The 25329-nt window shown below is 70.4% G+C and carries 28 protein-coding genes and 1 pseudogene; 16 read left to right on the top strand and 13 right to left on the bottom strand.

Annotated elements, in window-relative coordinates:
- Positions 1–354: 354 nt before the first annotated feature.
- From A5756_RS11090 to A5756_RS11100, 3 genes are read right to left on the bottom strand one after another with little or no spacing between them, the layout of a single operon-like run.
- The gene (locus tag A5756_RS11090; RefSeq protein WP_066952074.1) at positions 355–1176 is read right to left on the bottom strand and encodes an exodeoxyribonuclease III; all 822 of its coding nucleotides are present in this window, start codon (positions 1174–1176) and stop codon (positions 355–357) included.
- Between the two features lie 2 nt (positions 1177–1178).
- The gene (locus A5756_RS11095; protein WP_066952075.1) at positions 1179–1958 is read right to left on the bottom strand and encodes a GCN5 family acetyltransferase; all 780 of its coding nucleotides are present in this window, start codon (positions 1956–1958) and stop codon (positions 1179–1181) included.
- Positions 1958–2551, bottom strand: a complete 594-nt coding sequence (locus tag A5756_RS11100; RefSeq protein ID WP_066952078.1) for a peptide deformylase — start codon at positions 2549–2551, stop codon at positions 1958–1960. The genes A5756_RS11095 and A5756_RS11100 overlap by 1 nt, the downstream gene beginning before the upstream one ends.
- Positions 2552–2753: 202 nt before the next feature.
- Here A5756_RS11100 and A5756_RS11105 point away from each other — a divergent pair, with 202 nt between their 5' ends.
- The 7 genes from A5756_RS11105 to A5756_RS11135 are packed head-to-tail and all read left to right on the top strand — an operon-like array spanning position 2754 to position 7896.
- Complete coding sequence (locus A5756_RS11105) at positions 2754–3062, top strand: DUF3263 domain-containing protein (protein ID WP_007167558.1); 309 nt, start codon at positions 2754–2756, stop codon at positions 3060–3062.
- A gap of 18 nt (positions 3063–3080) precedes the next feature.
- Entirely contained in the window at positions 3081–3554 is a 474-nt protein-coding gene (locus tag A5756_RS11110) for a LytR C-terminal domain-containing protein (RefSeq protein WP_066952079.1), read from the top strand.
- Between the two features lie 28 nt (positions 3555–3582).
- Positions 3583–4302, top strand: a complete 720-nt coding sequence (locus tag A5756_RS11115) for a superoxide dismutase family protein (protein ID WP_066952081.1) — start codon at positions 3583–3585, stop codon at positions 4300–4302.
- Positions 4292–5422, top strand: a complete 1131-nt coding sequence (locus A5756_RS11120) for a glutamate--cysteine ligase (protein ID WP_066952083.1) — start codon at positions 4292–4294, stop codon at positions 5420–5422. The genes A5756_RS11115 and A5756_RS11120 overlap by 11 nt, the downstream gene beginning before the upstream one ends.
- Positions 5422–6048, top strand: coding sequence for an LON peptidase substrate-binding domain-containing protein (locus A5756_RS11125; protein ID WP_066952085.1), 627 nt, complete (start codon positions 5422–5424; stop codon positions 6046–6048). The genes A5756_RS11120 and A5756_RS11125 overlap by 1 nt, the downstream gene beginning before the upstream one ends.
- Positions 6049–6064: 16 nt before the next feature.
- On the top strand, positions 6065–7087 hold the full coding sequence (locus A5756_RS11130; protein WP_066952087.1) for a TIGR03617 family F420-dependent LLM class oxidoreductase: 1023 nt from the start codon (positions 6065–6067) through the stop codon (positions 7085–7087).
- Positions 7084–7896, top strand: a complete 813-nt coding sequence (locus tag A5756_RS11135; protein WP_066952089.1) for an enoyl-CoA hydratase/isomerase family protein — start codon at positions 7084–7086, stop codon at positions 7894–7896. Before A5756_RS11130 ends, A5756_RS11135 begins: the two co-directional genes overlap by 4 nt.
- On the opposite strand, the gene A5756_RS11140 is transcribed toward A5756_RS11135, so the two are convergent.
- Together A5756_RS11140 and A5756_RS11145 are read right to left on the bottom strand one after the other, a co-directional pair.
- The gene (locus A5756_RS11140; protein ID WP_066952091.1) at positions 7850–8791 is read right to left on the bottom strand and encodes an SDR family NAD(P)-dependent oxidoreductase; all 942 of its coding nucleotides are present in this window, start codon (positions 8789–8791) and stop codon (positions 7850–7852) included. The genes A5756_RS11135 and A5756_RS11140 overlap by 47 nt on opposite strands.
- Positions 8788–9570 (bottom strand): hypothetical protein, encoded by a 783-nt coding sequence (locus A5756_RS11145; RefSeq protein WP_066952093.1) that lies wholly within the window; start codon positions 9568–9570, stop codon positions 8788–8790. Before A5756_RS11145 ends, A5756_RS11140 begins: the two co-directional genes overlap by 4 nt.
- A gap of 21 nt (positions 9571–9591) precedes the next feature.
- On the opposite strand from A5756_RS11145, the gene A5756_RS11150 reads away from it, so the two are divergent.
- Complete coding sequence (locus tag A5756_RS11150; protein ID WP_066952095.1) at positions 9592–10188, top strand: TetR/AcrR family transcriptional regulator; 597 nt, start codon at positions 9592–9594, stop codon at positions 10186–10188.
- On the opposite strand, the gene A5756_RS11155 is transcribed toward A5756_RS11150, so the two are convergent.
- The 3 genes from A5756_RS11155 to A5756_RS11165 are packed head-to-tail and all read right to left on the bottom strand — an operon-like array spanning position 10162 to position 13918.
- Positions 10162–12339 carry an AAA family ATPase gene (locus A5756_RS11155; RefSeq protein WP_066952097.1) on the bottom strand — a complete coding sequence of 726 codons (2178 nt, stop codon included), beginning with the start codon at positions 12337–12339 and terminating at the stop codon, positions 10162–10164. The genes A5756_RS11150 and A5756_RS11155 overlap by 27 nt on opposite strands.
- Positions 12336–13199 (bottom strand): CDP-diacylglycerol--serine O-phosphatidyltransferase, encoded by an 864-nt coding sequence (gene pssA, locus A5756_RS11160; protein ID WP_066952099.1) that lies wholly within the window; start codon positions 13197–13199, stop codon positions 12336–12338. Before pssA ends, A5756_RS11155 begins: the two co-directional genes overlap by 4 nt.
- A complete protein-coding gene (locus A5756_RS11165; RefSeq protein WP_066952101.1) occupies positions 13199–13918 on the bottom strand; it encodes a phosphatidylserine decarboxylase in 720 nt (239 codons plus the stop codon). The genes pssA and A5756_RS11165 overlap by 1 nt, the downstream gene beginning before the upstream one ends.
- A gap of 65 nt (positions 13919–13983) precedes the next feature.
- On the opposite strand from A5756_RS11165, the pseudogene A5756_RS11170 reads away from it, so the two are divergent.
- Positions 13984–15178 (top strand): annotated as a pseudogene (locus A5756_RS11170) (MFS transporter).
- A gap of 2 nt (positions 15179–15180) precedes the next feature.
- Here A5756_RS11170 and glp read toward each other — a convergent pair.
- Positions 15181–16386: a gephyrin-like molybdotransferase Glp gene (gene glp, locus A5756_RS11175; protein WP_066952105.1), complete on the bottom strand. Its 1206-nt coding sequence runs from the start codon at positions 16384–16386 to the stop codon at positions 15181–15183.
- A 156-nt stretch (positions 16387–16542) separates the two neighbouring features.
- On the opposite strand from glp, the gene A5756_RS11180 reads away from it, so the two are divergent.
- The 3 genes from A5756_RS11180 to A5756_RS25885 all read left to right on the top strand — a co-directional run bounded on the left by A5756_RS11180 (position 16543) and on the right by A5756_RS25885 (position 18695).
- Complete coding sequence (locus tag A5756_RS11180; protein ID WP_066952106.1) at positions 16543–17022, top strand: VOC family protein; 480 nt, start codon at positions 16543–16545, stop codon at positions 17020–17022.
- On the top strand, positions 17013–18455 hold the full coding sequence (locus tag A5756_RS11185) for an NAD(P)/FAD-dependent oxidoreductase (protein WP_066952108.1): 1443 nt from the start codon (positions 17013–17015) through the stop codon (positions 18453–18455). Before A5756_RS11180 ends, A5756_RS11185 begins: the two co-directional genes overlap by 10 nt.
- Positions 18456–18536: 81 nt before the next feature.
- Positions 18537–18695 (top strand): hypothetical protein, encoded by a 159-nt coding sequence (locus A5756_RS25885; RefSeq protein WP_156659437.1) that lies wholly within the window; start codon positions 18537–18539, stop codon positions 18693–18695.
- Positions 18696–18705: 10 nt separating this feature from the next.
- Here A5756_RS25885 and A5756_RS11190 read toward each other — a convergent pair whose 3' ends face one another.
- Positions 18706–19200 carry a cupin domain-containing protein gene (locus A5756_RS11190; protein ID WP_066952110.1) on the bottom strand — a complete coding sequence of 165 codons (495 nt, stop codon included), beginning with the start codon at positions 19198–19200 and terminating at the stop codon, positions 18706–18708.
- Here A5756_RS11190 and A5756_RS11195 point away from each other — a divergent pair.
- The gene (locus tag A5756_RS11195) at positions 19199–19933 is read left to right on the top strand and encodes a M24 family metallopeptidase (protein WP_066952112.1); all 735 of its coding nucleotides are present in this window, start codon (positions 19199–19201) and stop codon (positions 19931–19933) included. The genes A5756_RS11190 and A5756_RS11195 overlap by 2 nt on opposite strands.
- Here A5756_RS11195 and A5756_RS11200 read toward each other — a convergent pair.
- A complete protein-coding gene (locus A5756_RS11200) occupies positions 19914–20828 on the bottom strand; it encodes an SDR family NAD(P)-dependent oxidoreductase (protein WP_066952114.1) in 915 nt (304 codons plus the stop codon). The two genes, A5756_RS11195 and A5756_RS11200, sit on opposite strands and share 20 nt — an antisense overlap.
- A gap of 102 nt (positions 20829–20930) precedes the next feature.
- On the opposite strand from A5756_RS11200, the gene A5756_RS11205 reads away from it, so the two are divergent.
- The 3 genes from A5756_RS11205 to A5756_RS11215 all read left to right on the top strand — a co-directional run bounded on the left by A5756_RS11205 (position 20931) and on the right by A5756_RS11215 (position 24306).
- Positions 20931–21497 (top strand): TetR/AcrR family transcriptional regulator, encoded by a 567-nt coding sequence (locus A5756_RS11205; RefSeq protein ID WP_066952116.1) that lies wholly within the window; start codon positions 20931–20933, stop codon positions 21495–21497.
- A gap of 203 nt (positions 21498–21700) precedes the next feature.
- Positions 21701–23326, top strand: a complete 1626-nt coding sequence (gene groL, locus A5756_RS11210; RefSeq protein WP_066952118.1) for a chaperonin GroEL — start codon at positions 21701–21703, stop codon at positions 23324–23326.
- Between the two features lie 155 nt (positions 23327–23481).
- The gene (locus A5756_RS11215; RefSeq protein ID WP_066952179.1) at positions 23482–24306 is read left to right on the top strand and encodes an SDR family oxidoreductase; all 825 of its coding nucleotides are present in this window, start codon (positions 23482–23484) and stop codon (positions 24304–24306) included.
- Here the strand turns inward: A5756_RS11215 and A5756_RS11220 are convergent.
- Both A5756_RS11220 and A5756_RS11225 read right to left on the bottom strand, forming a co-directional pair.
- Entirely contained in the window at positions 24295–24855 is a 561-nt protein-coding gene (locus A5756_RS11220) for a carboxymuconolactone decarboxylase family protein (protein ID WP_066952120.1), read from the bottom strand. The genes A5756_RS11215 and A5756_RS11220 overlap by 12 nt on opposite strands.
- Before the next feature lie 18 nt (positions 24856–24873).
- The gene (locus A5756_RS11225; protein ID WP_066952122.1) at positions 24874–25272 is read right to left on the bottom strand and encodes a hypothetical protein; all 399 of its coding nucleotides are present in this window, start codon (positions 25270–25272) and stop codon (positions 24874–24876) included.
- Between the last annotated feature and the right edge of the window lie 57 nt (positions 25273–25329).

Consider the following 25329-nt stretch of genomic DNA (forward strand, 5'->3'; position numbering starts at 1 on the left):
CGGTGTCACCGGAGCCGCCGAGGGCGTCAAGAAGGGAATGAGCCGCGCCACCCACTCGGCGCCGGCGGCCGCGGTGGTCGTGGTCGCCGCGCGACTCACCGCCTGGCTCACGCCTCGTACCGCTCCGCCGATGACACTCATGCTGACTCCCTGGCTTTCTGCCTGTGCCGCTAAACCTGCGCCATAGCGAGGTATACCCGCTGAACGGTTCGTTAACGGCAAAAAAACATTGTATCCGCTTCTAACAAAAGCAAAGCCTGCCACCTTGCAAACCCGCAGACAACGAGCAGCCGCATTTAATTTGCCTGACCTTAACCTGGGTGTGGTCGGGGCGAGAATGCGCCAAAACGCCATTTAGGCATGGCTAATGTCAATCTGCACGGGCGCGTGATCGCTGGCGGCCTTCCCCTTGCGCTCCTCGCGGACGATCTGGGCGTCCGTCACACGTCCGGCCAATTCGGGGGAGGCGAGGATGAAATCGATACGCATGCCCTGCCGTTTCGGAAACCGCAGCTGCGTGTAGTCCCAGTAGGTGTATACGCCCGGGCCGGGCGCGAAAGGCCTTACCACGTCGGCGAATTGCGCGTCGACGATGGCGCCGAACGCCCGGCGCTCCGGCTCGGAGACGTGGGTGGCGCCGGCGTAGAACTCGGTGCTCCAGACGTCGTCGTCGGTCGGGGCGATGTTCCAGTCGCCGGCCAGCGCGATCTGCGCGGTGGGGTCGTCGCGCAACCAGCCGGCCGCCGTATCACGCAGCGCGGCAAGCCATTCCAGCTTGTAGGTGTAGTGCGGATCACCCAGCGCGCGCCCGTTCGGCACGTACAGGCTCCAGACCCGGATGCCGCCGCAGGTGGCCGCCAGCGCGCGCGCCTCGGCCGTCGCGGCGACCTCCGGCTTGCTGCTCCAGGTGGGCTGGCCGTCGAAGCCGATCTGCACGTCGTCGAGGCCGACCCGGGAGGCGATCGCCACGCCGTTCCACTGATTGAAGCCGACATGGGCCACCTCGTAGCCGAGTTCGAAAAACGGCAGGGTGGGAAATTGGCCGTCGGAACATTTGGTCTCCTGCATGGCCAGCACGTCGACCTCGGCGCGGGCCAGCCAGTCGACGACGCGGGGCAGGCGGCTGCGAATCGAATTCACGTTCCAGGTGGCCAGCCGTAGGACACCGTCGGGCATGGCTAGACCGTATCCCAGCCGAGTGAGCGGGCCGGAAAGTAGCGGCGGCGATGGTGCGCCCGGAAGCCGAGCGCGTCGGCGAGCGCCATGGAAGCCGTGCCGGGAACCACGAGGTAGCCGCGAGTGGCGCCGCGGGCCGCGGCCCAGGCCAACAGGGCCTCGCAGGCGGCCGCGGTCGCCGGGTCATCGGCGGTCCCCGTGCGCGACAGCCCCACCCACCGGGTGCCGTCCGGTGCGTCGGTCACGGTCGCCCGCGCGAGCGCCAGCTCGCCGCCGGTGGCGGGTTCCACCGGCGTCGAAGCGGAGACGTCGCGGACCAGAACGCGTTCGGTGTGTTGGGCGCTCACCCCCGGCGGCAGCGGCAGCAAGCGATCCGGGATCGCCAGTCGCGCCGTCAGACCGCGGCGCTCATACCAGGCCTCGATCGCCGGGATCGCGCCCGCCGTAGCCGAAACATCAAGTGGGACAGCGTAATTGACGCCCTCACCGGCGCGCAGCAGCCAGCCCTCGAGCCAGGCCCGTTCTCTGCCCGGCGTCGCCGCGGCGGCCGCGTGCTCGAGCGCCCGGATCTGCGAGGTGCGTACCGGCGCGTCGGTGAGCACCCGCAGCGCGACCACGTCGTCGGCGGCCACCTCGACCACCGCGCCCGTCTTGGTCCGAACCCGCACCGACGGTTCGACCGCCAGCAGGTGTCCCACCGCATCGGTCAGCGGCGGGACCGAGCCTTTCGCGCGCCGGTAGCGAAGCGTCACCCGCGTGCCCAGCTCCGGCCACGAGAACATCAGTGGCCGAAGGGGTCCGGCCCTTCGCCGGGCAGCCATGAGAGGCCCGGCACGCCCCAGCCGTGGGACTTGACGGCGCGCTTGGCGCTGCGGGCGTGGCGACCGATCAGGCGGTCGAGGTACAGAAAGCCGTCCAGGTGGCCGGTCTCGTGCTGCAGCATCCGTGCGAACAGACCGGTGCCCTCGATTTCGACGGGCTTGCCGTCGGCATCGAGGCCGGTGACCCGGGCCCAGGTGGCCCGGCCGGTGGGGAACGACTCGCCAGGGACCGACAGGCAGCCCTCGTCATCGGTGTCCGGATCCGGCATGGTCTCCGGTACCTCGGAGGTTTCCAGCACCGGGTTGACGACCACGCCGCGGCGGCGGTCGGTCCGGCCGCGGTCGTCGGCGCAGTCGTAGACGAAGATCCGCAACGCGACGCCGATCTGGTTGGCCGCCAGGCCGACTCCGTGCGCGGCGTCCATGGTTTCGTACATATCGGCGATCAGCTTCGGCAGGTCCGCCGGCAGCGACCCGTCGGCGCCGACGGGCACCGGCTGCGTCGGGGTGTGCAAGACCGGATCCCCGACGATCCGGATCGGTACTACTGCCATGGTCGGCTAAGCTACCGCACGCCCGTGCACGCCGAAGCCGGCCATGTTCGCCCGGGCAATCTGAGGCAATCGGCCGACTCGCGGGTCTGGATGACGGCTTGAGGGTTTGCGCCGTGGTTCAATATTCGCCGAAACACGCCCTCAGGTAAGTCAAGTCATCTACAGCAGCCGAGAATCGCCGGAAGGGTCCAGGGGAAGCTATATGGACAGCGCCATGGCGCGGGCAAATCGATCGGGGGACGATGCCGAGATCGCAGATGGCCTCACCCGCCGCGAGCACGACATCCTCGCCTTCGAACGTCAGTGGTGGAAATTCGCGGGCGTAAAAGAAGAAGCAATCAAAGAGCTGTTCTCGATGTCGGCGACGCGCTACTACCAGGTGCTCAACGCGCTCGTGGACCGGCCGGAGGCGCTGGCCGCCGACCCGATGCTGGTGAAGCGGTTGCGGCGGCTGCGTGCCAGCCGCCAGAAGGCGCGAGCTGCGCGGCGCCTCGGCTTCGAGGTGACCTGACTCGCTACAGTGGGCTCGATGAAAGAGCGAGTCCCCGACTCCACGGGGCTTCCCCTACGCGCCATGGTGATGGTGCTGTTGTTCCTGGGGGTCATTTTCCTGCTGCTCGGCTGGCAGGCGCTGGGGTCGTCCGGCAGCTCCGACGAGGACTCGTCGGCCGCCGTCTCCACGTCGACCACCACCAGCTCGGCCACGCCGACGAGCACTAAGCCCGCGGGCAACCGGTCCGACGTGCAGGTGTACAACATCTCGGCCAAGGAGGGCGTCGGCGCCCACACCAAGGATCAGCTCACGACCGCCGGCTTCAACGTCACCAAGGTCGACAACCTGACCGTGCCCGAGGTGTCGGCCACCACGGTGTATTTCACCGACGCCGACGACGAGCACGCGACCGCCGACGCGGTCGGCAAGGCCTTGGGCGCGCCGGTCGAACCCCGCATTCCCGCGCTGGCCGGCCAACCACCCGGGGTCATCGTGCTCGTTGCGGGCTGACGACCGCCGAAGCGGTTAGGCTTCCGCTATGCCTCAGCTCGCTGGTCACCGCACTGCCGCCGTCACCATGTCCGCGCTTTCCGCAGCCACTTCCGTCGCCCTGCTGGGGGCGTGTTCGTCGCCCCAACACGCCTCGTCCTCGCTGGGCACCACGCCGGCGGTTTGGACCGGATCGCCGGCGCCGTCGGGAACCGGGACCCCTGAGGGCGGGCCCGTCGCCGCGCCGTCGGGGCCGAGCATCGTCACCCACCTGAAGGCGCCCGACGGCACCCAGGTCGCGACCGCGACCTTCCAGTTCAACAACGGCTACGCCACGGTCACCATCGAGACGACGGCCAACGGGGTGCTGACGCCCGGCTTCCACGGGGTGCACATCCACAAGGCCGGCAAGTGCGAGCCCAACTCCGTCGCTCCGACCGGTGGCGCGCCGGGTGATTTCCTGTCCGCCGGCGGGCACTTCCAAGTGCCCGGGCACGCCGCCGAGCCCGCCAGCGGTGACCTGACCTCGCTCCAGGTGCGTAAGGACGGGTCCGCGATGATGATGACCACGACGGACGCCTTCGCCATGGACGACCTGGTCACCGGCGAGAAGACCGCGATCATCATTCATGCGGGCGCCGACAACTTCGCCAACATCCCGCCGGAGCGCTACAGCCAGACCAACGGAACACCGGGGCCCGACCAGATGACGATGACCACCGGTGACGCCGGCAAGCGGGTCGCGTGCGGTGTAATCGGTGCCGGCTAACAGGGCCCACGCGCGCATCGATTTCGCCCGTTCACCGAGGCCGACCCTCGGCGTGGAGTGGGAGTTCGCGCTCGTCGACGCGCAGACCCGTGACCTGAGCAACGAAGCCACGGCGGTCATCGCCGAGATCGGCGAAAACCCGCGCGTACACAAGGAGTTGCTGCGTAACACGGTCGAAGTCGTCAGCGGTGTCTGCCGTTCCACGTCGGAGGCGATGGAGGATCTGCGGGAGACCCTGGGCCCCGCGCACCGGATCGTCCGCGACCGGGGGATGGAGCTGTTCTGTGCCGGCGCACACCCGTTCGCGCAGTGGTCGACCCAGAAGCTGACCGACGCACCCCGGTACGCCGAACTGATCAAGCGCACCCAGTGGTGGGGCCGCCAGATGTTGATCTGGGGCGTGCACGTGCACGTCGGAATTTCCTCGGCGCACAAGGTGATGCCGATCATGACGTCGTTGCTGAAGTACTACCCGCATCTGCTGGCGCTCTCGGCATCCTCGCCGTGGTGGACCGGCGTGGACACCGGGTACGCCAGCAACCGCGCGATGATGTTCCAGCAGTTGCCGACCGCCGGCCTGCCGTTCCAATTCCAGACCTGGGCGGAGTTTGAAGGCTTCGTCTACGACCAGAAGAAGACCGGCATCATCGATCATGTCGACGAAGTCCGTTGGGACATCAGGCCTTCGCCGCACCTGGGCACCATCGAGGTGCGGGTGTGTGACGGCGTGTCCAACCTGCGGGAGCTGAGCGCGCTGGTGGCGTTGACGCACTGCCTGGTCGTCGACCTGGACCGCCGGTTGGAAGCCGACGAGACGCTGCCGACCATGCCGCCGTGGCACAACCAGGAGAACAAGTGGCGCGCCGCGCGCTACGGGCTGGACGCGATCATCATCCAGGACGCCGACAGCAACGAGCGCCTGGTCACCGAGGATCTCGACGAGGTACTGAATCGCCTTGAGCCCGTGGCCAAATCGTTGAACTGTGCCGATGAGCTGGCCGCGGTGGCCGAGATCCCCAGGCTGGGCGCCTCGTACCAGCGGCAGCGCCGGGTGGCCGAGGAACACGACGGCGACCTGCGGGCCGTCGTCGACGCGCTGGTGGGCGAGCTGGAGATCTGATGGAGCTGGCGATGTTCCCGCTGGAGTCGGCCCTGCTGCCCGACCAGGATCTGCCGCTGCGGATCTTCGAGCCGCGCTACGGCGCGCTGGTCCGGCACTGCCTCGACACCGGCGACCCGTTCGGCGTGGTGCTGATCTCCCGGGGCCGCGAGGTCGGCGGCGGTGACGCGCGCTGTGATGTCGGCGTGCTGTCCCGGATCACCGAATGCGCCGAACGCGGCGCGGGCCGTTACTCGATGCACTGCCGGACCGGTGAACGGATCCGGGTGTGCGAATGGCTGCCCGACGATCCCTACCCGCGCGCGACGGTGACGCTGTGGCCGGACGAGCCGGGGGACCCGGTCACCCCGGCCCAGCTGCTCGACGTCGAGGACCGGGCGATGGCGCTGTTCGAGCGGATCGCCGACGCGCGCGGCGTGGCGCTCCCGGACCGCGCGGACCTGTTGGGCCCCGACACGGCCGACGATCCCGGACAACGCCTGTACGCGTTGGCGTCGCGCATCCCCATCGGCACGGCCGACCGGTACACGGTGCTGTCGGCGCCGTCGGCAGCTGAGCGCCTGACCGCGCTCCGCGAGGCCGTGGACGCGGTCGCCGAGGTGGTGGAGTTTCAGCTCTCCGAATAGTTCGACAGAGGAATACATGAAGGTACAGCTGCAGGTCAACGGCTCACCGGTGGATGCGGCGGCCAGCGCGGCCGACATCGCCGCGACGGGAGCCGACGGGCTGTTCACCTTCGAGGGCCAGCACGACGTCTTCTTCCCGCTGATCATCGCCGCCGGGGCGACCGACCTGGACCTGATGACGAACGTGGCGATCGCCCCGCCGCGCAGCCCGCTGCACCTGGCGCACGCGGCCTACGACCTGCAGCTCTACAGCGGCGGCCGGTTCCGGCTCGGCCTGGGCTCACAGGTGAAGGCCCACATCGAAAAGCGTTACGGCAGTAAGTGGGAGCGCCCCGCGGCGCGGATGGCCGAAACCATTTCGGCGATCAAGGCGATCTTCGCGGCCTGGGAAGGCCAGCGCCGCCTGGACTTTCGTGGCGAGTTCTTCACCCACACCATCATGGCGCCCAACTTCAACCCGGGGCCCAACCCGTTCGGACCGCCGCCGGTGCTGCTGGGCGCGCTGGGACCGGTGATGACGCGCACCGCCGCCGAGGTGGCCGACGGGCTGCTGGTGATGCCGTTCAACAGCGCCCGCCACTTTGCCGAACGCACCGTCCCCGCGGTCGCCGACGGGCTGCGCCGCGCGGGCCGATCCTCCGACGGATTCCAGATCATCGCCCAGGCCATGGTCGCCGTCGGCCGCGACGAAGCCGACCTGGCCGCCGCGGTAGACGGTGTGGCAGCGCTCATTTCGTTCTACGGCTCCACCCCGGCCTACCTGCCCGTGCTCGAGGCCGAGGGGTGGGCCGACGTCCAGCCCGAGCTCAACGCGCTGTCCAAGCAGGGCCGCTTCGCAGACATGCGCCGGCTGGTCGGCGACGAGATGGTGGCCCGGATCGGCGTCGTCGGCACCCCCGAGCAATGCGCCGAGCAGATCGCCGCCCGGTTCTCCGAGCACGCCGCCGAGGTGTGTTGCTACTTCCCGGGCTACACGCCGCGCGCCGCGGACATCGCCGACCTGATCGGCGCCCTGCACCGCGCCCCGGCCCTGCGATGAGCCCCGATCTGACGGTCGACGTCGACGCCGGCGTGGCGGTGCTCACGCTCAATCGGCCCGAGCAGCTCAACGCCTACACCGCCGAGATGGGCGCGCTGCTAAGCAGCGCGTACGCCGAGTGCGACGGCGACGACGACGTCCGGGCCATCGTCGTGACGGGGGCGGGCCGCGCGTTCTGCGCCGGGGCCGACTTCTCCGGCGACACAAGCCCGTTCGACGCGCCGGCCGCGGAGTTCTCCGCGTCACCGATCACCCCGGCCGCGTTCGAGTTGCGCAAGCCGGTGATCGCCGCCCTCAACGGCCATGCGATCGGCATCGGCCTGACCATCGCCTTGCAGGCCGACCTGCGCGTCGTCGCCGAGGACGCCAAATACGGTGTGGTGCAGGTCCGCCGGGGAGTGATCCCCGACTGCATGTCGCACTGGACGCTGGCGCGGCTGACCACCCTGGGGGCGGCCGCGGACATCCTGCTCACGGGGCGAACCTTCGGCGGGGCCGAGGCCGTGGCGCTCGGCATCGCAAACAGGGCGCTTCCGGCCAGGCAGGTGCTCGACCACGCGGTGAAGCTGGCGCGCGACATCGCCGTCAACGTGGCGCCGATGTCGGCGGCGCTGTGCAAGCGGCTGCTGTGGGACACCGCGATCAACAACTACACCCCGGGACAGGTCGCCGCGCTGGAAACCCAGCTGCACCGACGGGTGATGGGCAGCGCCGACGCGCGCGAAGGGGTGGCCGCCTTCCTCGAGCGCCGGCCGCCGTCGTTCACGTCGCGGCTGTCCCGCGAGTGGACCCCACTCCCGGAGACGTGAGCTTCTCCGAAATCTCCCACCACTGGTCCGCGCGCCGCTCGTCGCGAGCGTAGGGCGCCGCGGCCTCGCTGACCCGGCAGTCTTCGAGATACAGCCCCCCGCGGCCGGCGAGCTCCGGGCTGACGGCCGCCCATACCTGGGTAGCCGCGCCGCGATCGGGCGTGGTGACGTCGAGCCGCTCGCCCGTCGGTTTGCGCAGCCGCGAGAAGTCCGCCCGGGACATGTGCCGCGCGAGCGAGGTGGCCACGGTGCCGGGATGGACGGCGTAGGCGCGGATTCCCGCGTCGCGCAGGCGGCGGTCGGCTGCCACGGCGTGCAGGATGTTCGCCGTTTTCGACGCGCCGTAGGCGACGAACTTGTCGTACTCGCGGCGCTCCCAGTTGGGATCGTCGAAGTCGACGTCACCCATGATGTGGCCGGCAGACGACAGGTTCACGATCCGGGCCTCACCATTAGCCCGGCCGGCGGCCGCGAGCTGCGGCACGAGGCGCCGGGTCAGTTCGAAGTGCCCGAAATGGTTGGTGCCGATCTGCATCTCGAATCCATCGCGCGTCCTGCCGAACGGTGTGAACATCACTCCGGCGTTGTTCATCAGAACGTCGATGGCCGGGGCGATGTCGCCGATCGCGGCCGCCGCCGCCGTGACGCCCGCCAGCGTGGTGAGGTCGAGCTCGACGGCAGCGGTCCGCGCGCCGGGCACCTCGGCCCCGATCCACCGCGCCGCCTCTGCCAGCGCCGCCGGATTGCGGGCGGCCAGGACGACGTGCGCGCCCGCGGCGGCCAGCGCGCGGGCCGCCTCGCGCCCCAACCCGGACGAGGCGCCGGTGATAACACAGACCTTGCCGGACAGGTCGATTCCGTCGACGACGTCCAGCGCGGTCGGTGGCTCGGTCACGCCGGTATACGCTGCCACACCGCGGCGCGCTTCATGAGCCGCGGCGCCACGGCCCGGTGCAGCGGGCCGACGAAAGCCCAGACCGTTCGGGCGGCGGTTTTGCGGCAGTACCGCACGCGAGTGGTGAGACTGGCCCGGCCGTCCTGGCGTCGCAGCGTCAGCTCGCCGCGCATGAGCGGTCCCCGCGCGGTCAGCACCAGTTCGTCGCGATCCGAACCCGCGATCGTCCAGCCGATGATGTGCTCGGGCGACGAATACGGCCCGAGGCGGAATCTCAGCACGTGGCGGTGGATCCACGGGACAACGCCACCGCCCGCGCCCCGCCCCACGGCGTCTCGGAACATCTGCTCGGCTGTGCGTGAGTCGCCTTGCGGCAGTGGGACTTCGAAGACGTCCGTGTAGTCGGCCCGCTCGGCGGCCGCCGCGATGCGTTTGAGCGTCCACCGGACGGCGACGCGGTGCCCGCCGGTGCCGATGACGAGCGCCCGGTAGACCTTGCCGTGCAGGCCCGGGAAGGCGGCCCAAGTCGCCGAGCGCACACGGGTCCGGCTGCCGGTCAGCGAGTCCAACTCGAACACCCATCGGTACACCGCGAAGGGGTGCCGGCCCTTCAGCGCGAACCGCGCGGGCGGCCGCGCCTCGTCCAGCGCGAAGCCGATCGGCACGGTCGACGGGTCACCCGGGTCCCGGCACATCACCCGCAACAGCGCCGACCAGGTGTCCGCGCGCTCCGCGTCGATGGTTATGGCATGCTCATCGATATAGGTTAATCGTTCCATATAGAAGGAATGTACTAGATCGTGGCACCTCCGCGGAAGCATGAAACCGATGTGATTCTCGACGCCGCCCGGACGCTGGTGCTCGGCGGCGGACCGCGCGCGGCGAGCGTCGCGGCCATCGCCAAGACCAGCGGCGCCCCCGCGGGCACCCTCTATCACCGGTTCGGCAACCGCGACGGCATCCTCACGGCGGCGTGGCTGCGCGCGCTCGAACGCTTCCAGGCGAGGGCGCTGGCCGCCGACGGCGAAACCCCGGCGGACACTGCGATCGCCATGGCCGTGGCCGCCGTCAGCTTCGCGCGCGAGCTGCCCGACGACGCCCGGCTGTTGTTGACGATCCGGCCCGGCGACCTGCTCGACGAGGAGCCCGACGCGGACTTCCAGCGGACGCTGGCGGCGATGAACGCCCCGCTGACCGAGCGGATCGCGGTGTTGGCCCGGCAGCTCTATGGGAACGACACGCCCCAGTCCGTCGACGCCGTCGCGCGTGCGGTGGCGGACCTGCCCTATGCGGTGGTCCGGCGCCACGCCCACGACGACCCGATGCCCGACTGGCTGGAAGGCGACGTCGCGGCGTCGGCGCTGGCCGTGCTACGGACCTTTGGCGAAGGCCCGTAGCGCCTCCACCTGCGTGGGATCCAGTGAAGGGCGCACGATTTGGCGTGCCGCCGCGATATCGGCCGCCGTCACGTCGGTGGCGTCGATGGACCGCCGCATCGCGGTCAGTGCCGCCTCGCGCAGCAGCGCCACGCAGTCGGCGGCGCTGTAGCCGTCGAGCCCGGCGGCCACCTCGTCGAGGTCGACGTCGTCGCTCAGCGGGACCGATTTGCCCGCGGTGTGCAGGATTTCGCGGCGGGCGGCGGCGTCGGGAGGTTCGACGAACACCCGCCGCTCCAGGCGGCCCGGTCGCAGCAAGGCCGGGTCGATCAGGTCGGGACGGTTGGTGGCGCCCAGCACGACGACGTCTCGCAGGGGATTGACGCCGTCGAGCTCGGTCAGCAGCGCGGCGACCACCCGATCGGTCACGCCCGAGTCGAAGCTCTGCCCGCGCCGGGGAGCCAGCGCGTCGATCTCGTCGAGGAACACCAGGGACGGAGCCGAGTCGCGGGCGCGCCGAAACAGTTCGCGGACGGCCTTTTCCGAGCTGCCCACCCACTTGTCCATCAGCTCGGACCCCTTGACGGCGTGCACGGACAGCTGCCCCGTGCTGGCCAGCGCGCGCACGACGAAGGTCTTGCCGCAGCCGGGCGGCCCGTACAGCAGCACCCCGCGCGGCGGTTCGACACCCAGCCGGGCGAAGGTGTCCGGATGCTGCAGCGGCCACAACACGGCCTCGGTCAGCGCCTGCCGAGCCTCGGCCATGTCGCCGACGTCGTTGAGCGTGACGTTGCCGACGGTCACTTCCTCGCTGGCCGACCGGGACAGCGGCCGTATGACCGTCAGCGCGCCGAGCAGATCGTCCTGGTTCAGCTCGGGTGGCCGGCCGTCGATGCTGGCCCGCGACGCCGCGCGCAGCGCCGCTTCCCGCAGCAGCGCCGCCAGGTCGGCAACCACGAAACCCGGTGTGCGCGAGGCGATCTCGTGGAGATCCAGGGCGCCGGCCGGCACCGATTTCAGCAGCGACTCCAGCAGCGCCTTGCGGGTGCCGGCGTCGGGCAGCGGCAGGTTCAGCTCCCGGTCGCACAGGTCCGGCGCGCGCAGCCGGGCATCGAGCTGGTCGGGCCGCGCGGAGGTGGCGATCAACGCGACGCCCTCGGTCGCCACCGCGGTTCGCAGCTCGCCCAGGATCAGGGCGGCCACCGGCTCCGGGGTGGCGGGCAGCAGGGCGTCGACGTCGGTGATAAGCAGGACGCCACCGCCGTCGCGGACGGCCCGCACCGCCGAACTCACGGTCTTGAGCCGGTCTTCCGGCGTCAGCGCGCCCACCTCGGGGCCGTCCAGTTTCACCAGCCTGCGGCCGTCGCACACCGCGCGCACCAGCGTCACCTTGCCGACGCCGGCCGGACCCGACACCAGCACGCCCAGGTTGGCGCCCGCGCCCAGGGTCTTGAGCAGGTGCGGTTCGTCGAGTGCGAGCTTGAGCCACTCGGCGAGCTTGGCGGCCTGTGGCTGCGATCCCTTGAGCTCCTCGACGACGGTCTCGGGGCTGGCGACGTCGACGAAGTCCTGCGACAGCGCGGCCCCGGACGGGACGCCGACACCCCAGGTGACCAGTGAGTTGGGCTGCACGCTGACCGGTCCCGCGGGGTCGGCGCCGGTGACCGTCAGCAGCTCCGAGGTCCAGCTGATCCCGACCGAGGCGGCCAGCGCGCGGGTCGCGGCCGACGTTGAGGTGCCCGGGCCCAGGTCGCGGGGCAGCAGCGAGACGGCGTCGCCGACGGTCAGCACCTTGCCGAGCAGGGCCTGCCGCAACGTGACCGGCGAGATCGACTGGTGGGCCAGCGACGAGCCGGACAGCGTCACCGACCGGGCGCCGTAGACGGTGACCACGCCGACGATCACCGGGTTACCCTCGCGCAGCCCGGCGTTGGACAACGTCACGTCGTCGAGCAGCACCGTGCCGACCGGGGTGTCCGGCCCGGCGAGGGCCGCCACCGCCGCCGTGGTCCGCGAGCCCGTCAGCGCCACCGCGTCCCACTCCCGAATGCCAAGCGCGGCAACGGCGCTCGGATGCAATCGGACGACGCCGCGGCGTGAGTCCACGGCGGAGGTGTTCAACCGCGCGGTGAGCGTGAGCTGACGGGCCGCATCCTCGCCCGGTCGGCTCATGGCAGGCGCCCGCCCGGTTTGCGCAGCCCCAGCCGCGCCATCGAGCGGCGGTTCGGTTGCGCCCGGCGGATCGCGCGCCGCGCGGCGCGGCGCTGCTTGGGCTTGTCGTCCCACGCCTCGGGGTGCGCGGCCAGCCAGCGCTGGTTGCGGACCGCGAACGGCACGTGGCACAGGTAGGCGATGATGATGACCCAGATCAGGACGTAGGGCGCCAAGACCGCCGCGGCCGCGCAGATCGCCAGCAGTGCCAGCAGCGGCGCGGCCCAGCTCGGCGGCACCGCCGCGGCGTGCATCTTGCGCATCGGGATCTTGCTGATCATCAGCACCGACGTCCCGGTGATCCAGATGCACAGGAACGTCGTCGAGGTCCACCAGCCCTCGCCGAACTGCAATTTCAGTCCGATCAGGCCGATCATCGACACCGCGCCCGCCGGCGCGGGCATGCCGACGAAGAACTCGTGGGTGTAGGCGGGCTGGCTGCCGTCCGCCTGCAGCGCGTTGAAGCGGGCCAGCCGCAGCACGACGCACACCGCGTAGAGCAGGATCACCACCCAACCGGCCGGCGACTTCCCCAGCAGCGTCACGTAGAGCACGATCGCCGGCGTCACACCGAAGTTCACCGCGTCGGCCAGCGAGTCGATCTCCTCGCCCATGCGGGACTGGGCATCCAGGATGCGGGCCACCCGGCCGTCCAGCCCGTCCAGGATGGCCGCCGCGGCGATCAACGCCATCGCGGCCTTCGGCTGGTGCTCGAGGGCGAACCGGATCGAGGTCAGGCCCGCGCAGATGGACAACACGGTCATCGCGCTCGGCAGGATCTGCAGGTTGACCGACGGCCTGCCGCGCGGCTTGCTGATCATCACAGCTCGGCCAGCACGGTTTCGCCGGCGATGGCGCGCTGCCCCACAAGGACAAGCGGCTCGGCGCCCGGGGGCAGATAGGTGTCGAGCCGGGAGCCGAACCGGATCAGCCCGTAGGTGTCACCGATAGCCAGCTTGTCGCCGACGCGCGCGTCGCAGATGATGCGCCGCGCCAACAGCCCGGCGACCTGCACCGCCACTACCTCCGCGCCGGTGGCCGTCCTGATCCGCAGACTCGTGCGCTCGTTCTCGGTGCTGGCCGCGGCCAGGTCGGCCGACCCGAACCGGCCGGGCCGGTGCTGCATGGCGATCACCTCGCCGCTCACCGGGGCGCGCTGCACGTGGGCGTCCAGCAGCGACAGGAAGATGCTGACCCGCGGGAGCGGCGCGTCACCCATCCCGAGTTCGGCGGGCGGGGCGGCGGAATCGATCACGCACACCACCCCGTCGGCGGGCGCGACGATCGCGCCCGGCCGGGTCGGCGGCACCCGCGGCGGATGGCGGAAGAACCCCGCGCAGGCGCCGGCCGCCAGCAGGCCGGCCCGCCGGATCCATCGGTGCCTGCGGCCGGCCAGCGCCACCGCCAGTCCGCCGGCGATGAACGGGCGGCCGGCCGGGTGTACCGGCGGAATGGTCGAGCGCACCAACTCCAACGCGTGCTGCGGGCTGAAGCTTGGGTCCTCGGCGGTGGGGCCGATAGGGCGGGGGCGTCGTGCCACGCGGCCATCTTACGAAAGGCGCGGCCGGTTGGTTGGGGCCCGCAGGGGGAACGCCCACCTTCGATATGCATCCGAATGACGATTGGGCGCCACGGCTGCGCCCGGCGAAGATCGCCGTCACCGCCGTTCATCGCCCACGCCGTGGGGTTCTCCTCGTGGGCGGCCCACATCCCGGCCGTCAAGGCCGACCTCGGCCTGTCCGACGCGGCGCTGGGAACGGCGCTGTTCGGTGCGCCGCTGGGGTCGGTCGTGGCCACGCTGGGCAGCCACTGGGCGCTGCCGCGCTGGGGGAGCCACCGGCTGATTCCCGTGACGGCCGCCGGCTACGCCGTCGCGGGCACCACGGTGGGGCTGGCCCGCTCCGGGCCCTGGCTGTTTGCGGCGCTGGCGTTGTGGGGGACGTTCCAGGGCGGGCTGGACGTCGCGATGAACACCCAAGCGGGCACGGTCGAGCGCCTGGCGCGGGCGCCGATCATGGCCCGCTTCCACGGCATGTGGAGCCTCGGCGCGTTACTGGGCGCCCTGATCGGCGCGGCGTGCGTCGGTGCCGGCATCGGCCTGACGCCCCAGCTGGCGGCGGTCGGGCTCGTGGTCCTGGTCGTCGTCGGGGCGCTGACCCGGCGGCTGATTCCGGACCGGGCGGGCGGCGCCGCGGAATCGCCCGCCGCGGGGGCCTGGCTGACGCCGACGGTGGCGATCCTCGCGGCGGTGGCCTTCGTGTCGTTCCTGTGCGAGGGCGCCGCCACCGACTGGTCGGCCAACTATCTGCGCAACGTCGTCGGCGCCGGTCCCGGGATCGCCGCGTTGAGCTACGCGGCGTACACCCTGACGATGGTCGTCACCCGGCTGGGCGCGATACGCCTGCACGCGCGGGTGTCGGCCCGCCGGCTGTTGCCGGCCCTCGCGCTGTTCGCCGCGGCGGGCATGGGCGTGACGCTGGCGACCGCCAATTCCGTTGTCAGCGTTGTCGGATTCGCCTGTCTGGGGGTCGGCGTGGCGCTGCTGGTGCCCACCGCGTTCAGCGCCGCTTACGGCGCGGGCGGCGCGGGCTCGGCGATCGCCATCGTCGCGGCGACGGGCTGGCTGGGCTACCTGCTGGGGCCGCCGCTGATCGGCCACCTGGCCGACCGGGTCGGACTGGCCGCGGCCCTGGTGACCATCCCGGTGCTGATGACCGTTGTCGCAGTCGCCATTCGCTGCGCCACCGCCTTTGACCGGGCCGACGAGTTCCATCGACAGGTGGCGACCCCAGCGGCTTAGCGCTAGGCCAGATCCCACACCTGCAGCTCGGTCCCCTCGGCCACCTCGACGACGTCCTCGGGGATGTCCAGCAGCGCGTTCGCCGACGCCAGCCACCGCAGGTGGTGCGAGGCGGGCGGGCCGTAACTGGTGACGGTGCCGGCGTCGCGGTCCAGCACCGCGCGGCGGAACTGCCGCTTGCCGCGCGGCGAGGTCAGCGACTCGGTGAGCACGGCGGCCCGGTGCGGGCGTTCCGGGTCGGGCAGGCCCATGGCTCTGCGCAGCGCGGGCCGGATGAACACCTCGAAGGACACCAGGGCGCTGACCGGGTTGCCGGGCAGGGTGACGATCGTCGCGCCGGCCACCCGCCCGATGCCCTGCGGCATCCCGGGCTGCATCGCCACCTTGACGAACTCCACGCCCTGGTCGCCCCCGCGGCCGAACGCGTCCTTGACCACCTCGTAGGCGCCGGCGCTGACTCCGCCGCTGGTGATGATCAGGTCCGCCTCGCCGGCATGCTTCTGGATGAGCGAACTGAACTGTGCGACATCGTCTTCGGCGGTGACCACCTCGATCACGTCGGCGCCCGCGTCGCGAACGGCGCCGGCCAGCATGATCGAGTTGGACTCGTAGATCTGTCCCGGCCGCAGCGGGTTGCCCGGCGCCACCAGCTCCGACCCGGTCGATATCACCAGCACGCGTTGGCGCGGGAGCACGGGCAGCTCGGCCATTCCCAGCGCCGCGGCCAGGCCGAGCACGGCCGGCGTCACCACCTGGCCGCGCCGCAGGACGGTGGTGCCGGGGGCGACGTCCTCACCCGCGCGCCGGATGTGCTTGCCGGCCCCGCGCGGCGCGCGGATCGACACCACATCCACGCCGCCGTCGGTGTCTTCGACGGGCACGACGGCCGTCGCCCCGGCGGGCAGCGGCGCGCCGGTCATGATGCGGTGCGCGGTGTTCGGTTGCAGCGTCAACTCGTCGGTGCGCCCGGCGGGAATGTCCTCGGCGACCTCGAGCACCACCGGGTTCTCGGGCGTGGCGCCGGAGGTGTCCTCGGCGCGCACCGCGTATCCGTCCATCGCGGAGTTGTCGAAGACCGGTAGCGCCAGCCGCGCGACCACGTCGTCGGCCAGGACCAGGCCCTGCGCCCCGGCCAGCGCGGCGGTGGCCGCCGGCCGGGGACGGATCAATTCGGCTACGACGCGCTGATGTTCTTCGACCGACCGCACCCGGCCATTATCGGCGAAGTCAGATTGCGAAGCCGACCGCGGTGACCTGTTCGGACACCGACCAGAGCCGACGTTGCAGCTCCTCGCTGGGAGCCATGGCCGCCAAAAGCAGCCATCTCGTTGGGGGTGGCGGCGCTTCGACGTACAGTCGAGAACGTGATTACCGGTATGGCCCACACCGGGGTGTGTGTTCCGGATTGCGAGGCCGCCGTGGCGTTTTACCGAGACGTATTGGGCCTGCGTGTGCTCTCGCCGCCCTATGTGATGACCGGTAACGCCATTCGCGACGACATGGGCGAGCTGGTGGGTGACCCCAGCATGAAGGCGGCCATCGTGGGGTTGCCGGGCGACGGCGACCGCGTGCTCGAGGTGATCGAATACCTCGGCGCGCAACCGGTCGGGCGCGCCGGCGGCCGGGCCCTCACCGACCACGGACTGTCCCACGTCGGGCTCATCTGTGAGGACATCGACGCCACCCGGGCCGAGCTGGAGGGCAAGGGCGTGCGCTTTCTGGTCAAGGGAATCGCGGAGGTGGCGCGGGTTCGCACCACGTGGTTCGTCGACCCCTGGGGCGTGGTGTTCATCCTGGTGGAGAAGAGCCGCCCGCAGCGACCGTATTACGCGCAATGGGACTGAAGCCGACCGTCGCGATCATCGGCGCGGGCGCCGGCGGCATCGCCATGGGCATCCAGCTGGCCGAGGGCGGCTACGAGTTCACCATCTTCGACCGCGCCGACGGATTCGGCGGGACCTGGCGGCACAACACCTTTCCGGGCGCGGCGTGCGACGTCCCGTCGCACCTGTACTCGTATTCCTTTGCGCCCAACCCGCGGTGGAGCAAGACGTACGCCAACCAGCCCGAGATCCTGGCGTACCTGGAAAAGGTCGCCGTCGACCACGGGTTGGGCGCGCGCCTGCGGGCCAACACCGCGATCGTCGCCGTGCGCTGGTCGGACACCCGCCGCCGCTGGACGCTGACCGACGGCGACGGGCACGAGCACGAATTCGACATGGTGGTCAGCGCCGTCGGGATGCTCGACGTGCCCCACATCCCGGAGATTCCCGGCGCGCGGCGGTTCCGGGGGCGCCAATTCCATTCGGCCCGCTGGGATCACAGCAAGTCGACGGCCGGGGAGCGGGTCGCGTCCATCGGCACGGGCGCCAGCGCGATCCAGTATGTCCCCGCGATAGCGCGAAAGACCGCGCACCTGACCGTGTTTCAGCGGACCCCGATCTGGATCGCACCCCGATTTGACTTCCCGTTCACCCCCGAGCAGCACGAGCTGTTCGAGCGTGACCCCGCGACGGCGCGCAAGCTCAGGGACGAGGCGTTCGACGCCTACGAGTCGGCCAGCTTCGACGTCGAACATGCTCAGACGCGAGAGGCGACCGAGCTGGCCCGCAGTTACCTCATGCGCAAGGTCGCCGACCCCCAGCTGCGGGCCAAGCTGATGCCGGACTATCCCGCGGGCTGCAAGCGGCCGCTGATGTCACGCGAGTGGTACCCCACGTTCGCGTTGCCCAACGTCTCCCTGGAGACCACCGCCATCGCCGAGCTGACCGAGCGGGGGGTACGCACCGCGGACGGCGTCGAGCACCGCGTGGACACCATCATCTACGGCACCGGGTTCAAGGCCGCCGATTATCTGGCGAGCATCGACGTGTACGGCACCGGCGGTCGCCGCCTGGCCGATGACTGGAGCGGCGGCGCCGAGGCGTACCTGGGCACGCTGGTGGCCGGGTATCCCAACTTCTTCACGCTGTACGGCCCCAACACCAACGGGGTCAACTCGATCATCTACATCCACGAGGCGCAGACGACCTTCGTCCGCCACATCCTCGACGCGATGAGCGGCCGCGGCGCGCGCACGGTGGAGGTGACGCCCGAGGCGCAGCGCCGCTATAACAACGAGATCCAGGCCGCGATGGCGGGCAAGGTCTGGCTGGCGTGCAGCAACTACTTCCGCCATCCCAGCGGGAAGGTGGTCACGCAATTGCCTTACAGCGGGCGGACTTTCTTCGAGCGCACCCGCGAGTTGGTCGACGCCGACTACCGCTTCGGTCGGTGACCGGTCGGCCGCCTGAGCCGCCGCCCGCGGACCCTGGCGGACGCGGTCGGCACGCGTTTGAGGCCCGGGCGCCTCGGTCGTTTGACCCGCTCCGCGGTCCTGATCGGGGCGCTGAACGCCGTCTCGACCTTCATCCGCAACCACGCCGCAGCCCGCTTCGACCTCACCTGCACGGCCAAACCCTACGTCGCGCGCACGGCACGCATCGCCGCCGAGCGCCGAATGTTTGCTCACCATTAACCCGGCGGAGCTACTGCACCCAGTAGTTGTCGTGGCGGACGAACCACTCCCTGCGCTCGTCGTCGGTCATGTCGGCGAGTGCGCCGAAGCCCTCGAAGTAGGCCTCCCGCGGCGCACCCGGTGCGAAGAGCATCAGGATCGACGCCGGCTCGTCGGCCCCGTTGCGGAAGCCGTGGACGCCGCCGGGCGGGACATAGAGGAAGTCGCCCTGCCGGCCGTCGACCCACTGGGTGCCGTCGTAAAGCTTCATCGTCCCGGACAGCACGAAGAAGGCCTCGGACATCGCCCGGTGAAAGTGTGGGCCGGGCCCACCGCCACCGGCGGGGAGGTCGACCCGGTACAGCCCGTAGTCGCCGCCGGTGGCCTGTTGGTTGGCCAGGTAGTGGTATCTGACGCCACCGGTTTCGTAATCGGGCGGCGAGTCGGCCCGCTTGAGCCAGGCGCTGACCTCCGGCTCGTCCTTGGTGTATCGGGGCGGGGGATATGGCGGGACGACGAGGGACATGCCTCCAGTGTGCGGCTATAACATCGCGGGCGTGGCGGACGAAGAAGCTCGGGCGGAACGGCTGCTCGACGCCCAGGAGAAGGCGACGCAACTGTTCGCCGAGATCGAGCGGCGCGCCATGATCCGCCCCGGCGTCTCGGAAAAGCAGTTGTCCGACGAAATCAACCAGCTCGCCGCGGAACTGCTCGGGGTCACCCGGCACTGGCATCGTCGGATCGTGCGGGCCGGTGAGAACACCCTGCGGCCCTTCAGTGAGCGCCCGCCGGACCGGGTGGTCGCTGACGGCGACATCGTCTTCCTCGACCTCGGACCGATATTCGCGGAGTGGGAGGCGGACTTCGGCCGCACCTTCGTGCTCGGCGACGACCCGCACAAGACCGCCGTCCGAGACGCGCTGCCCCGGGTGTGGCAGGCCGGCCGCGAGTACTTCGACGCGCGCCCGGACATCACCGGCGCCGAGCTGTACGACTTCGTCGTGGGGCTGGCGCACGCCGAGGGCTTCGAGTTCGCCAGCGCTATTGCCGGCCACCTGGTGGGGGAGTTCCCGCACAAGAAGATCGCCGGCCCCGGCGTCCAGTGGTACATCATGCCCGGATCGAACAAGCCGATGCGGCGCACGGACCCGGCGGGCCGAACCTGCCACTGGATCCTGGAGATCCATCTGGCCGACCGGGCCCGCGGCTTCGGCGGCTTCTACGAGCAGCTGCTCGACCTCAGCCCAGGGGATACGTGACGCCGGTGAGCTCCTCCGAGACCGCCCACAGCCGGCGCTGCACGTCGACGTCGTGGGACTTCGCGCTGGACGCCACCAGCTTCGGGTAGCCGCGCGTCTCGGCGAAGCCGTCCGGCCCGAAGTACTGGCCGCCGAGGACCCCCGGGTCGGTGGCCGCGCGCAGCGTGGGGAGCGCGCCCATGGCCGCGTCCTGGGCGATCAGGTTGAAGAACACGTTGACGAGCGGCCGGAACGCCGTGGGCGTGTAGCGGCCCAGCTCGGTGTTCGACCCGCCGGGGTGGGCGGCGGCGGCGATGGTCGTGCCGTGCGGGGCGAGCCTGCGCTGCAGCTCGTAGGTGAACAGCAGGTTGGCCAGCTTGGCCTGCCCGTAGGCCGCGACCCGGTTGTAGCGGCGCTCCCACTGCAGGTCGTCGAAGTGGATGTCGGCGAGGATGCGGTGGCCCATGCTGCTCACGGTCACGACCCGCGAACCGGGGACCGCCAGCAGCCGGTCCAGCAGCAGGCCGGTGAGGGCGAAGTGGCCGAGGTGGTTGGTGCCGAACTGCAGCTCGAAGCCGTCCTTGGTGGTTTCCTTCGGCGTGTACATGACGCCCGCGTTGTTGATCAGCAGGTCGATGCGGTCGTAATCGGCCTTGAGTTGCTCGGCCGCGGCGCGGATGGAGTCCAGCGACGTCAGGTCGAGCTCTTGCAGCGCCACCTCGGTGTGCGGACTGCGGGCGGTGATCCGGGCGGCGGCGTCCTTGCCCTTGTCCAGATTGCGCACGGCCAGCACGACGCGCGCGCCGTGGTCGGCGAGCGCGGCGGCCGTCTCGTAGCCGAGGCCGGTGTTGGCCCCGGTGATGACGGCGACGCGACCGGTCTGATCGGGAATGTCGGCGGCGGTCCAGTTGGCCATGGTTTCTCCTAGAACGGATAGACTAAACGGGGCGAGCGCTCCGGTTGATTAAAACTATACGGAACGCGCGCCCCGGTTTGTCAACCTGGAAGGGGTGAATAGATGGCGCAGCCCGCACGCCCGTTGCGCGCCGACGCGGCGCGCAATCGCGCGCGCGTGCTGGACGTTGCCTACGACACCTTTGCGGCCGAGGGCCTGTCCGTGCCGATCGACGAGGTCGCCCGCCGCGCCGGTGTCGGCGCGGGCACGGTCTACCGGCACTTCCCGACCAAGGAGGCGTTGTTCACGGCCGTCATCGAGAACCGCATGCGGGGCCTCGTGGACGACGGGCACGCCCTGCTGCAAAGCGAGGGGCCCGGTGAGGCGCTCTTCGCGTTTCTGCGCTCGATGGTGCTGCAGTGGGGCGCCGCGGACCGGGGCCTGGTCGACGCCCTGGCCGGCTACGGGATCGACATCGCCTGCGCCGCGCCGGAGGCCGAAGACGCCTTCAAGGCCATGCTCGGCGAGCTGCTGCTCGCCGCTCAGAACGCGGGGACCGCGCGCCGCGACGTCGATATGCGGGATCTCAAGGCGATCCTGGTCGGGTGCCAGGCGATGCAGGCCTACGACTCGGCGCTCGCCGGGCGGGCGACCGACGTCGTCATCGACGGTTTACGCCCGCCGCGATAAGGGCGGACTGTCCTTGCACTCGGCATAGGCGAGTGCTAAGAATGACGTTGGCACTCGCGACTGGCGAGTGCTAGGTCGGGACGGTGAGACCAGCAGACACCTGGGGTCGTCCGTCGCGGGCACTGCACCCGGCCAGCGTAAGTAATGGGGTGGCCACGCAAGGTCACCCGGTGTCATTCCCGATCCGGAGGAATCACTTCGCAATGGCCAAGATAATTGCGTACGACGAAGAGGCCCGTCGCGGCCTCGAGCGGGGCCTCAATGCCCTCGCCGACGCGGTAAAGGTGACGTTGGGCCCCAAGGGTCGCAACGTCGTCCTGGAGAAGAAGTGGGGTGCCCCCACGATCACCAACGATGGTGTGTCCATCGCCAAGGAGATCGAGCTGGAGGACCCGTACGAGAAGATCGGCGCCGAGCTGGTCAAGGAAGTCGCCAAGAAGACCGACGACGTCGCCGGTGACGGCACGACGACGGCCACGGTGCTGGCCCAGGCGCTCGTGAAAGAGGGCCTGCGCAACGTCGCGGCCGGCGCCAACCCGCTGGGTCTCAAGCGCGGCATCGAGAAGGCCGTCGAGAAGGTCACCGAGACCCTGCTCAAGCAGGCCAAGGAGGTCGAGACCAAGGAGCAGATCGCCGCGACCGCCGCGATCTCCGCGGGCGACCAGTCGATCGGTGACCTGATCGCCGAGGCGATGGACAAGGTCGGCAACGAGGGTGTTATCACCGTCGAGGAGTCCAACACCTTCGGGCTGCAGCTCGAGCTCACCGAGGGTATGCGGTTCGACAAGGGCTACATCTCGGGCTACTTCGTCACCGACGCCGAGCGGCAGGAAGCGGTCCTCGAGGACCCCTACATCCTGCTGGTCAGCTCCAAGGTGTCGACGGTCAAGGACCTGCTCCCGCTGCTGGAGAAGGTCATCCAGGCCGGCAAGCCGCTGCTGATCATCGCCGAGGACGTCGAGGGTGAGGCTCTGAGCACCCTGGTCGTCAACAAGATCCGCGGCACCTTCAAGTCGGTGGCCGTCAAGGCCCCCGGCTTCGGTGACCGCCGCAAGGCGATGCTGCAGGACATGGCGATCCTCACCGGTGGTCAGGTGATCAGCGAGGAGGTCGGCCTGTCGCTGGAGAGCGCCGACGTCGCCCTGCTCGGTAAGGCCCGCAAGGTCGTCGTCACCAAGGACGAGACCACGATCGTCGAGGGTGCCGGTGACACCGACGCCATCGCCGGCCGGGTGGCCCAGATCCGCCAGGAGATCGAGAACAGCGACTCCGACTACGACCGCGAGAAGCTGCAGGAGCGCCTGGCCAAGCTGGCCGGCGGTGTTGCGGTGATCAAGGCCGGCGCCGCCACCGAGGTGGAGCTCAAGGAGCGCAAGCACCGCATCGAGGACGCGGTCCGCAACGCCAAGGCGGCCGTCGAGGAGGGCATCGTCGCCGGTGGTGGCGTGGCCCTGCTGCACGCGGCCCCGGCACTGGACGAGCTGAAGCTCTCCGGCGACGAGGCGACCGGCGTCAACATCGTGCGCGTGGCGCTCGAGGCTCCGCTGAAGCAGATCGCCTTCAACGGTGGTCTGGAGCCTGGTGTCGTGGCCGAGAAGGTCCGCAACTCGCCCGCCGGGACCGGCCTGAACGCCGCGACCGGTGAGTACGAGGACCTGCTCAAGGCCGGCGTTGCCGACCCGGTCAAGGTCACCCGCTCGGCGCTGCAGAACGCGGCGTCCATCGCGGCGCTGTTCCTGACGACCGAGGCCGTCGTCGCCGACAAGCCGGAGAAGGCGGCCGCTCCCGCGGGCGACCCGACCGGCGGCATGGGCGGCATGGACTTCTAAGTCACGAGTCCCTTTACGAAAAAGCCCGGTTCCCTGGTGGGGCCGGGCTTTTTCGTGTGCCGCGCGCGCCTGCTCGACGCCGAACGTGAAGCTAGCCGCACATTCGACGCCGAGCGTGCGGCTAGCTTCACACTCGGCGGCCTAGGGTGAACACCGTGCCTCTTCCCACCCCCTCACCCACCGGCACCGCGGTCGTGACCGGCGCATCGTCGGGCATCGGCGCCGACATCGCGCGGGAGCTGGCCGACCGGGGCCACGGCGTCACGCTCGTCGCCCGCCGCGAAGACCGGCTGCGCGAGCTGGCCGAGGAACTGGCGCGAAGCGTGCGTGTCGAGGTGATCGCCTGCGACGTCGCGGACGCGACGGCCCGCGCCCGCCTCCTCGACGAGGTGGACCGCCGCGGGCTGACCACCGACATCCTGGTCAACAATGCCGGTATCGGCACCATCGGATCGGTGACGAACGCCCGTGTCGACGACGAGATCGCCCAGGTGCGCGTCAACGTCGAGGCCGTCATCGACCTGACCACCCGCGCGGTCCAGCAGATGGTGCCGCGAGGACGTGGCGCGATCCTCAACGTCGGATCCACCGCGGGCTACCACCCGTTCCCGGGGCAGGCCGGCTACGCCGCCACCAAGGCGTTCGTGAGGACCTACACCGAGGGGGTGCGCGGCGAGCTCGCCGGCACCGGCGTCACCGTCGCGCTGCTGTGCCCGGGGCCGGTGCGCACCGAGTTCCTGAAGAACGCGGGCATGGACGAGCGGAAGTTCGCGGACGCGTTCCCGAAGTTCATGTGGATGCCGCCGCGTGAGGTGGCGCGCACCGGCGTCGACGCGCTCGAGCACGACCGCGGCACCGTGATCGCCGGGCTGCCAAGCCAACTGTCCACCCGACTGTTCCAGTTCATGCCGCGACGGCTGCTGCTCCCACTACTGAAGAATCAGCATCCCGGCCTCAAACGCGACCGGTCAGCCGGCTGACGGCCAGGGTCGCATCCAGCCCTCCACCGGTAGGGCGAGCGCGTTGCACAGCGTGCAGATGGTGCGATACCACCCGACGGCCGTGAGCAATTCGATCCGCTGCTCGTCGGTAAGGAAGCGCCCCAGCGCCGTCCAGGTCTCTTCCGACCACGAACCGGTGCGCTCGAGTTCGTCGACCGCCCCGATCAGCGTCCGCTCGGACGGGCTCCACCGCGGGTCGGCGGGACCGCCCGTTACCAGCGCGCCGCACTCGTCGTCGCTGACGCCCGCGATCGGACCCCAGAACGCCGCCTGTCCGCCCCACTCGTAGCGGCAGCCGATCAGCGCGCAGATGCGCAGGATCGCGATCGTCCTCGTACGGGCGGGCAAAAGCGCTGCAACATAGAGCGATTCGCCGAGCTTGCGCAGCCGGGTGGCCAGCGCCGGGTGGCGTTGCAGGCAGCGCACCAGAAGCAGCGGCTCATAGGTGCGGTCCGGGTGACCCCAGCTGTTGATCCCGGTGGCATCTTCCTCGCTCCACGGCGGGGCGAGCGGTGCGACGCGACTCACGGAACAGACTGTACGGCGCTAGGCCGGCAGCGAGAACACCACGCAGTCGTGCAGGCAGCCCTTGGCCGCGCCGGGGGAGCCGGGGTCGGCCTCGCGGTGCAACAGCGCGCGGGTGGGCACGACGCCCAGCCGTACGGCGTCCCCCGCATCCTTCACCTTGGCCGTGCCGTCGACGATCAGCGAATAGCCGCCGGGCTCGTTGGGCGGCCACAGCAGGGTGACGTCGCGGCGCTGGGCGAGGTTCTGCCGGGTGCGGCCGCCGATCAGGCCGACGTCGATGATCGCCTCGCGCAGCTGCGGCTCGACGGTCACGGTGTGCACGCGGTAGTCGTCGTCGACGGTCACCAGGTACGCGTACGGGTAGTCGGGGAGCGCGGCGGCGAGCCGCTCGATGTCCACCTTCTTCTTCGTGCGCATGGTCTCAGGATAGGCGCGGGCCCGGGCCGTCAGAGCGTGCGCGGAACCCGCGCCGCG

The sequence above is a fragment of the Mycobacterium sp. 852002-53434_SCH5985345 genome (genome assembly GCF_001667155.1).
Classification (GTDB): domain Bacteria; phylum Actinomycetota; class Actinomycetes; order Mycobacteriales; family Mycobacteriaceae; genus Mycobacterium.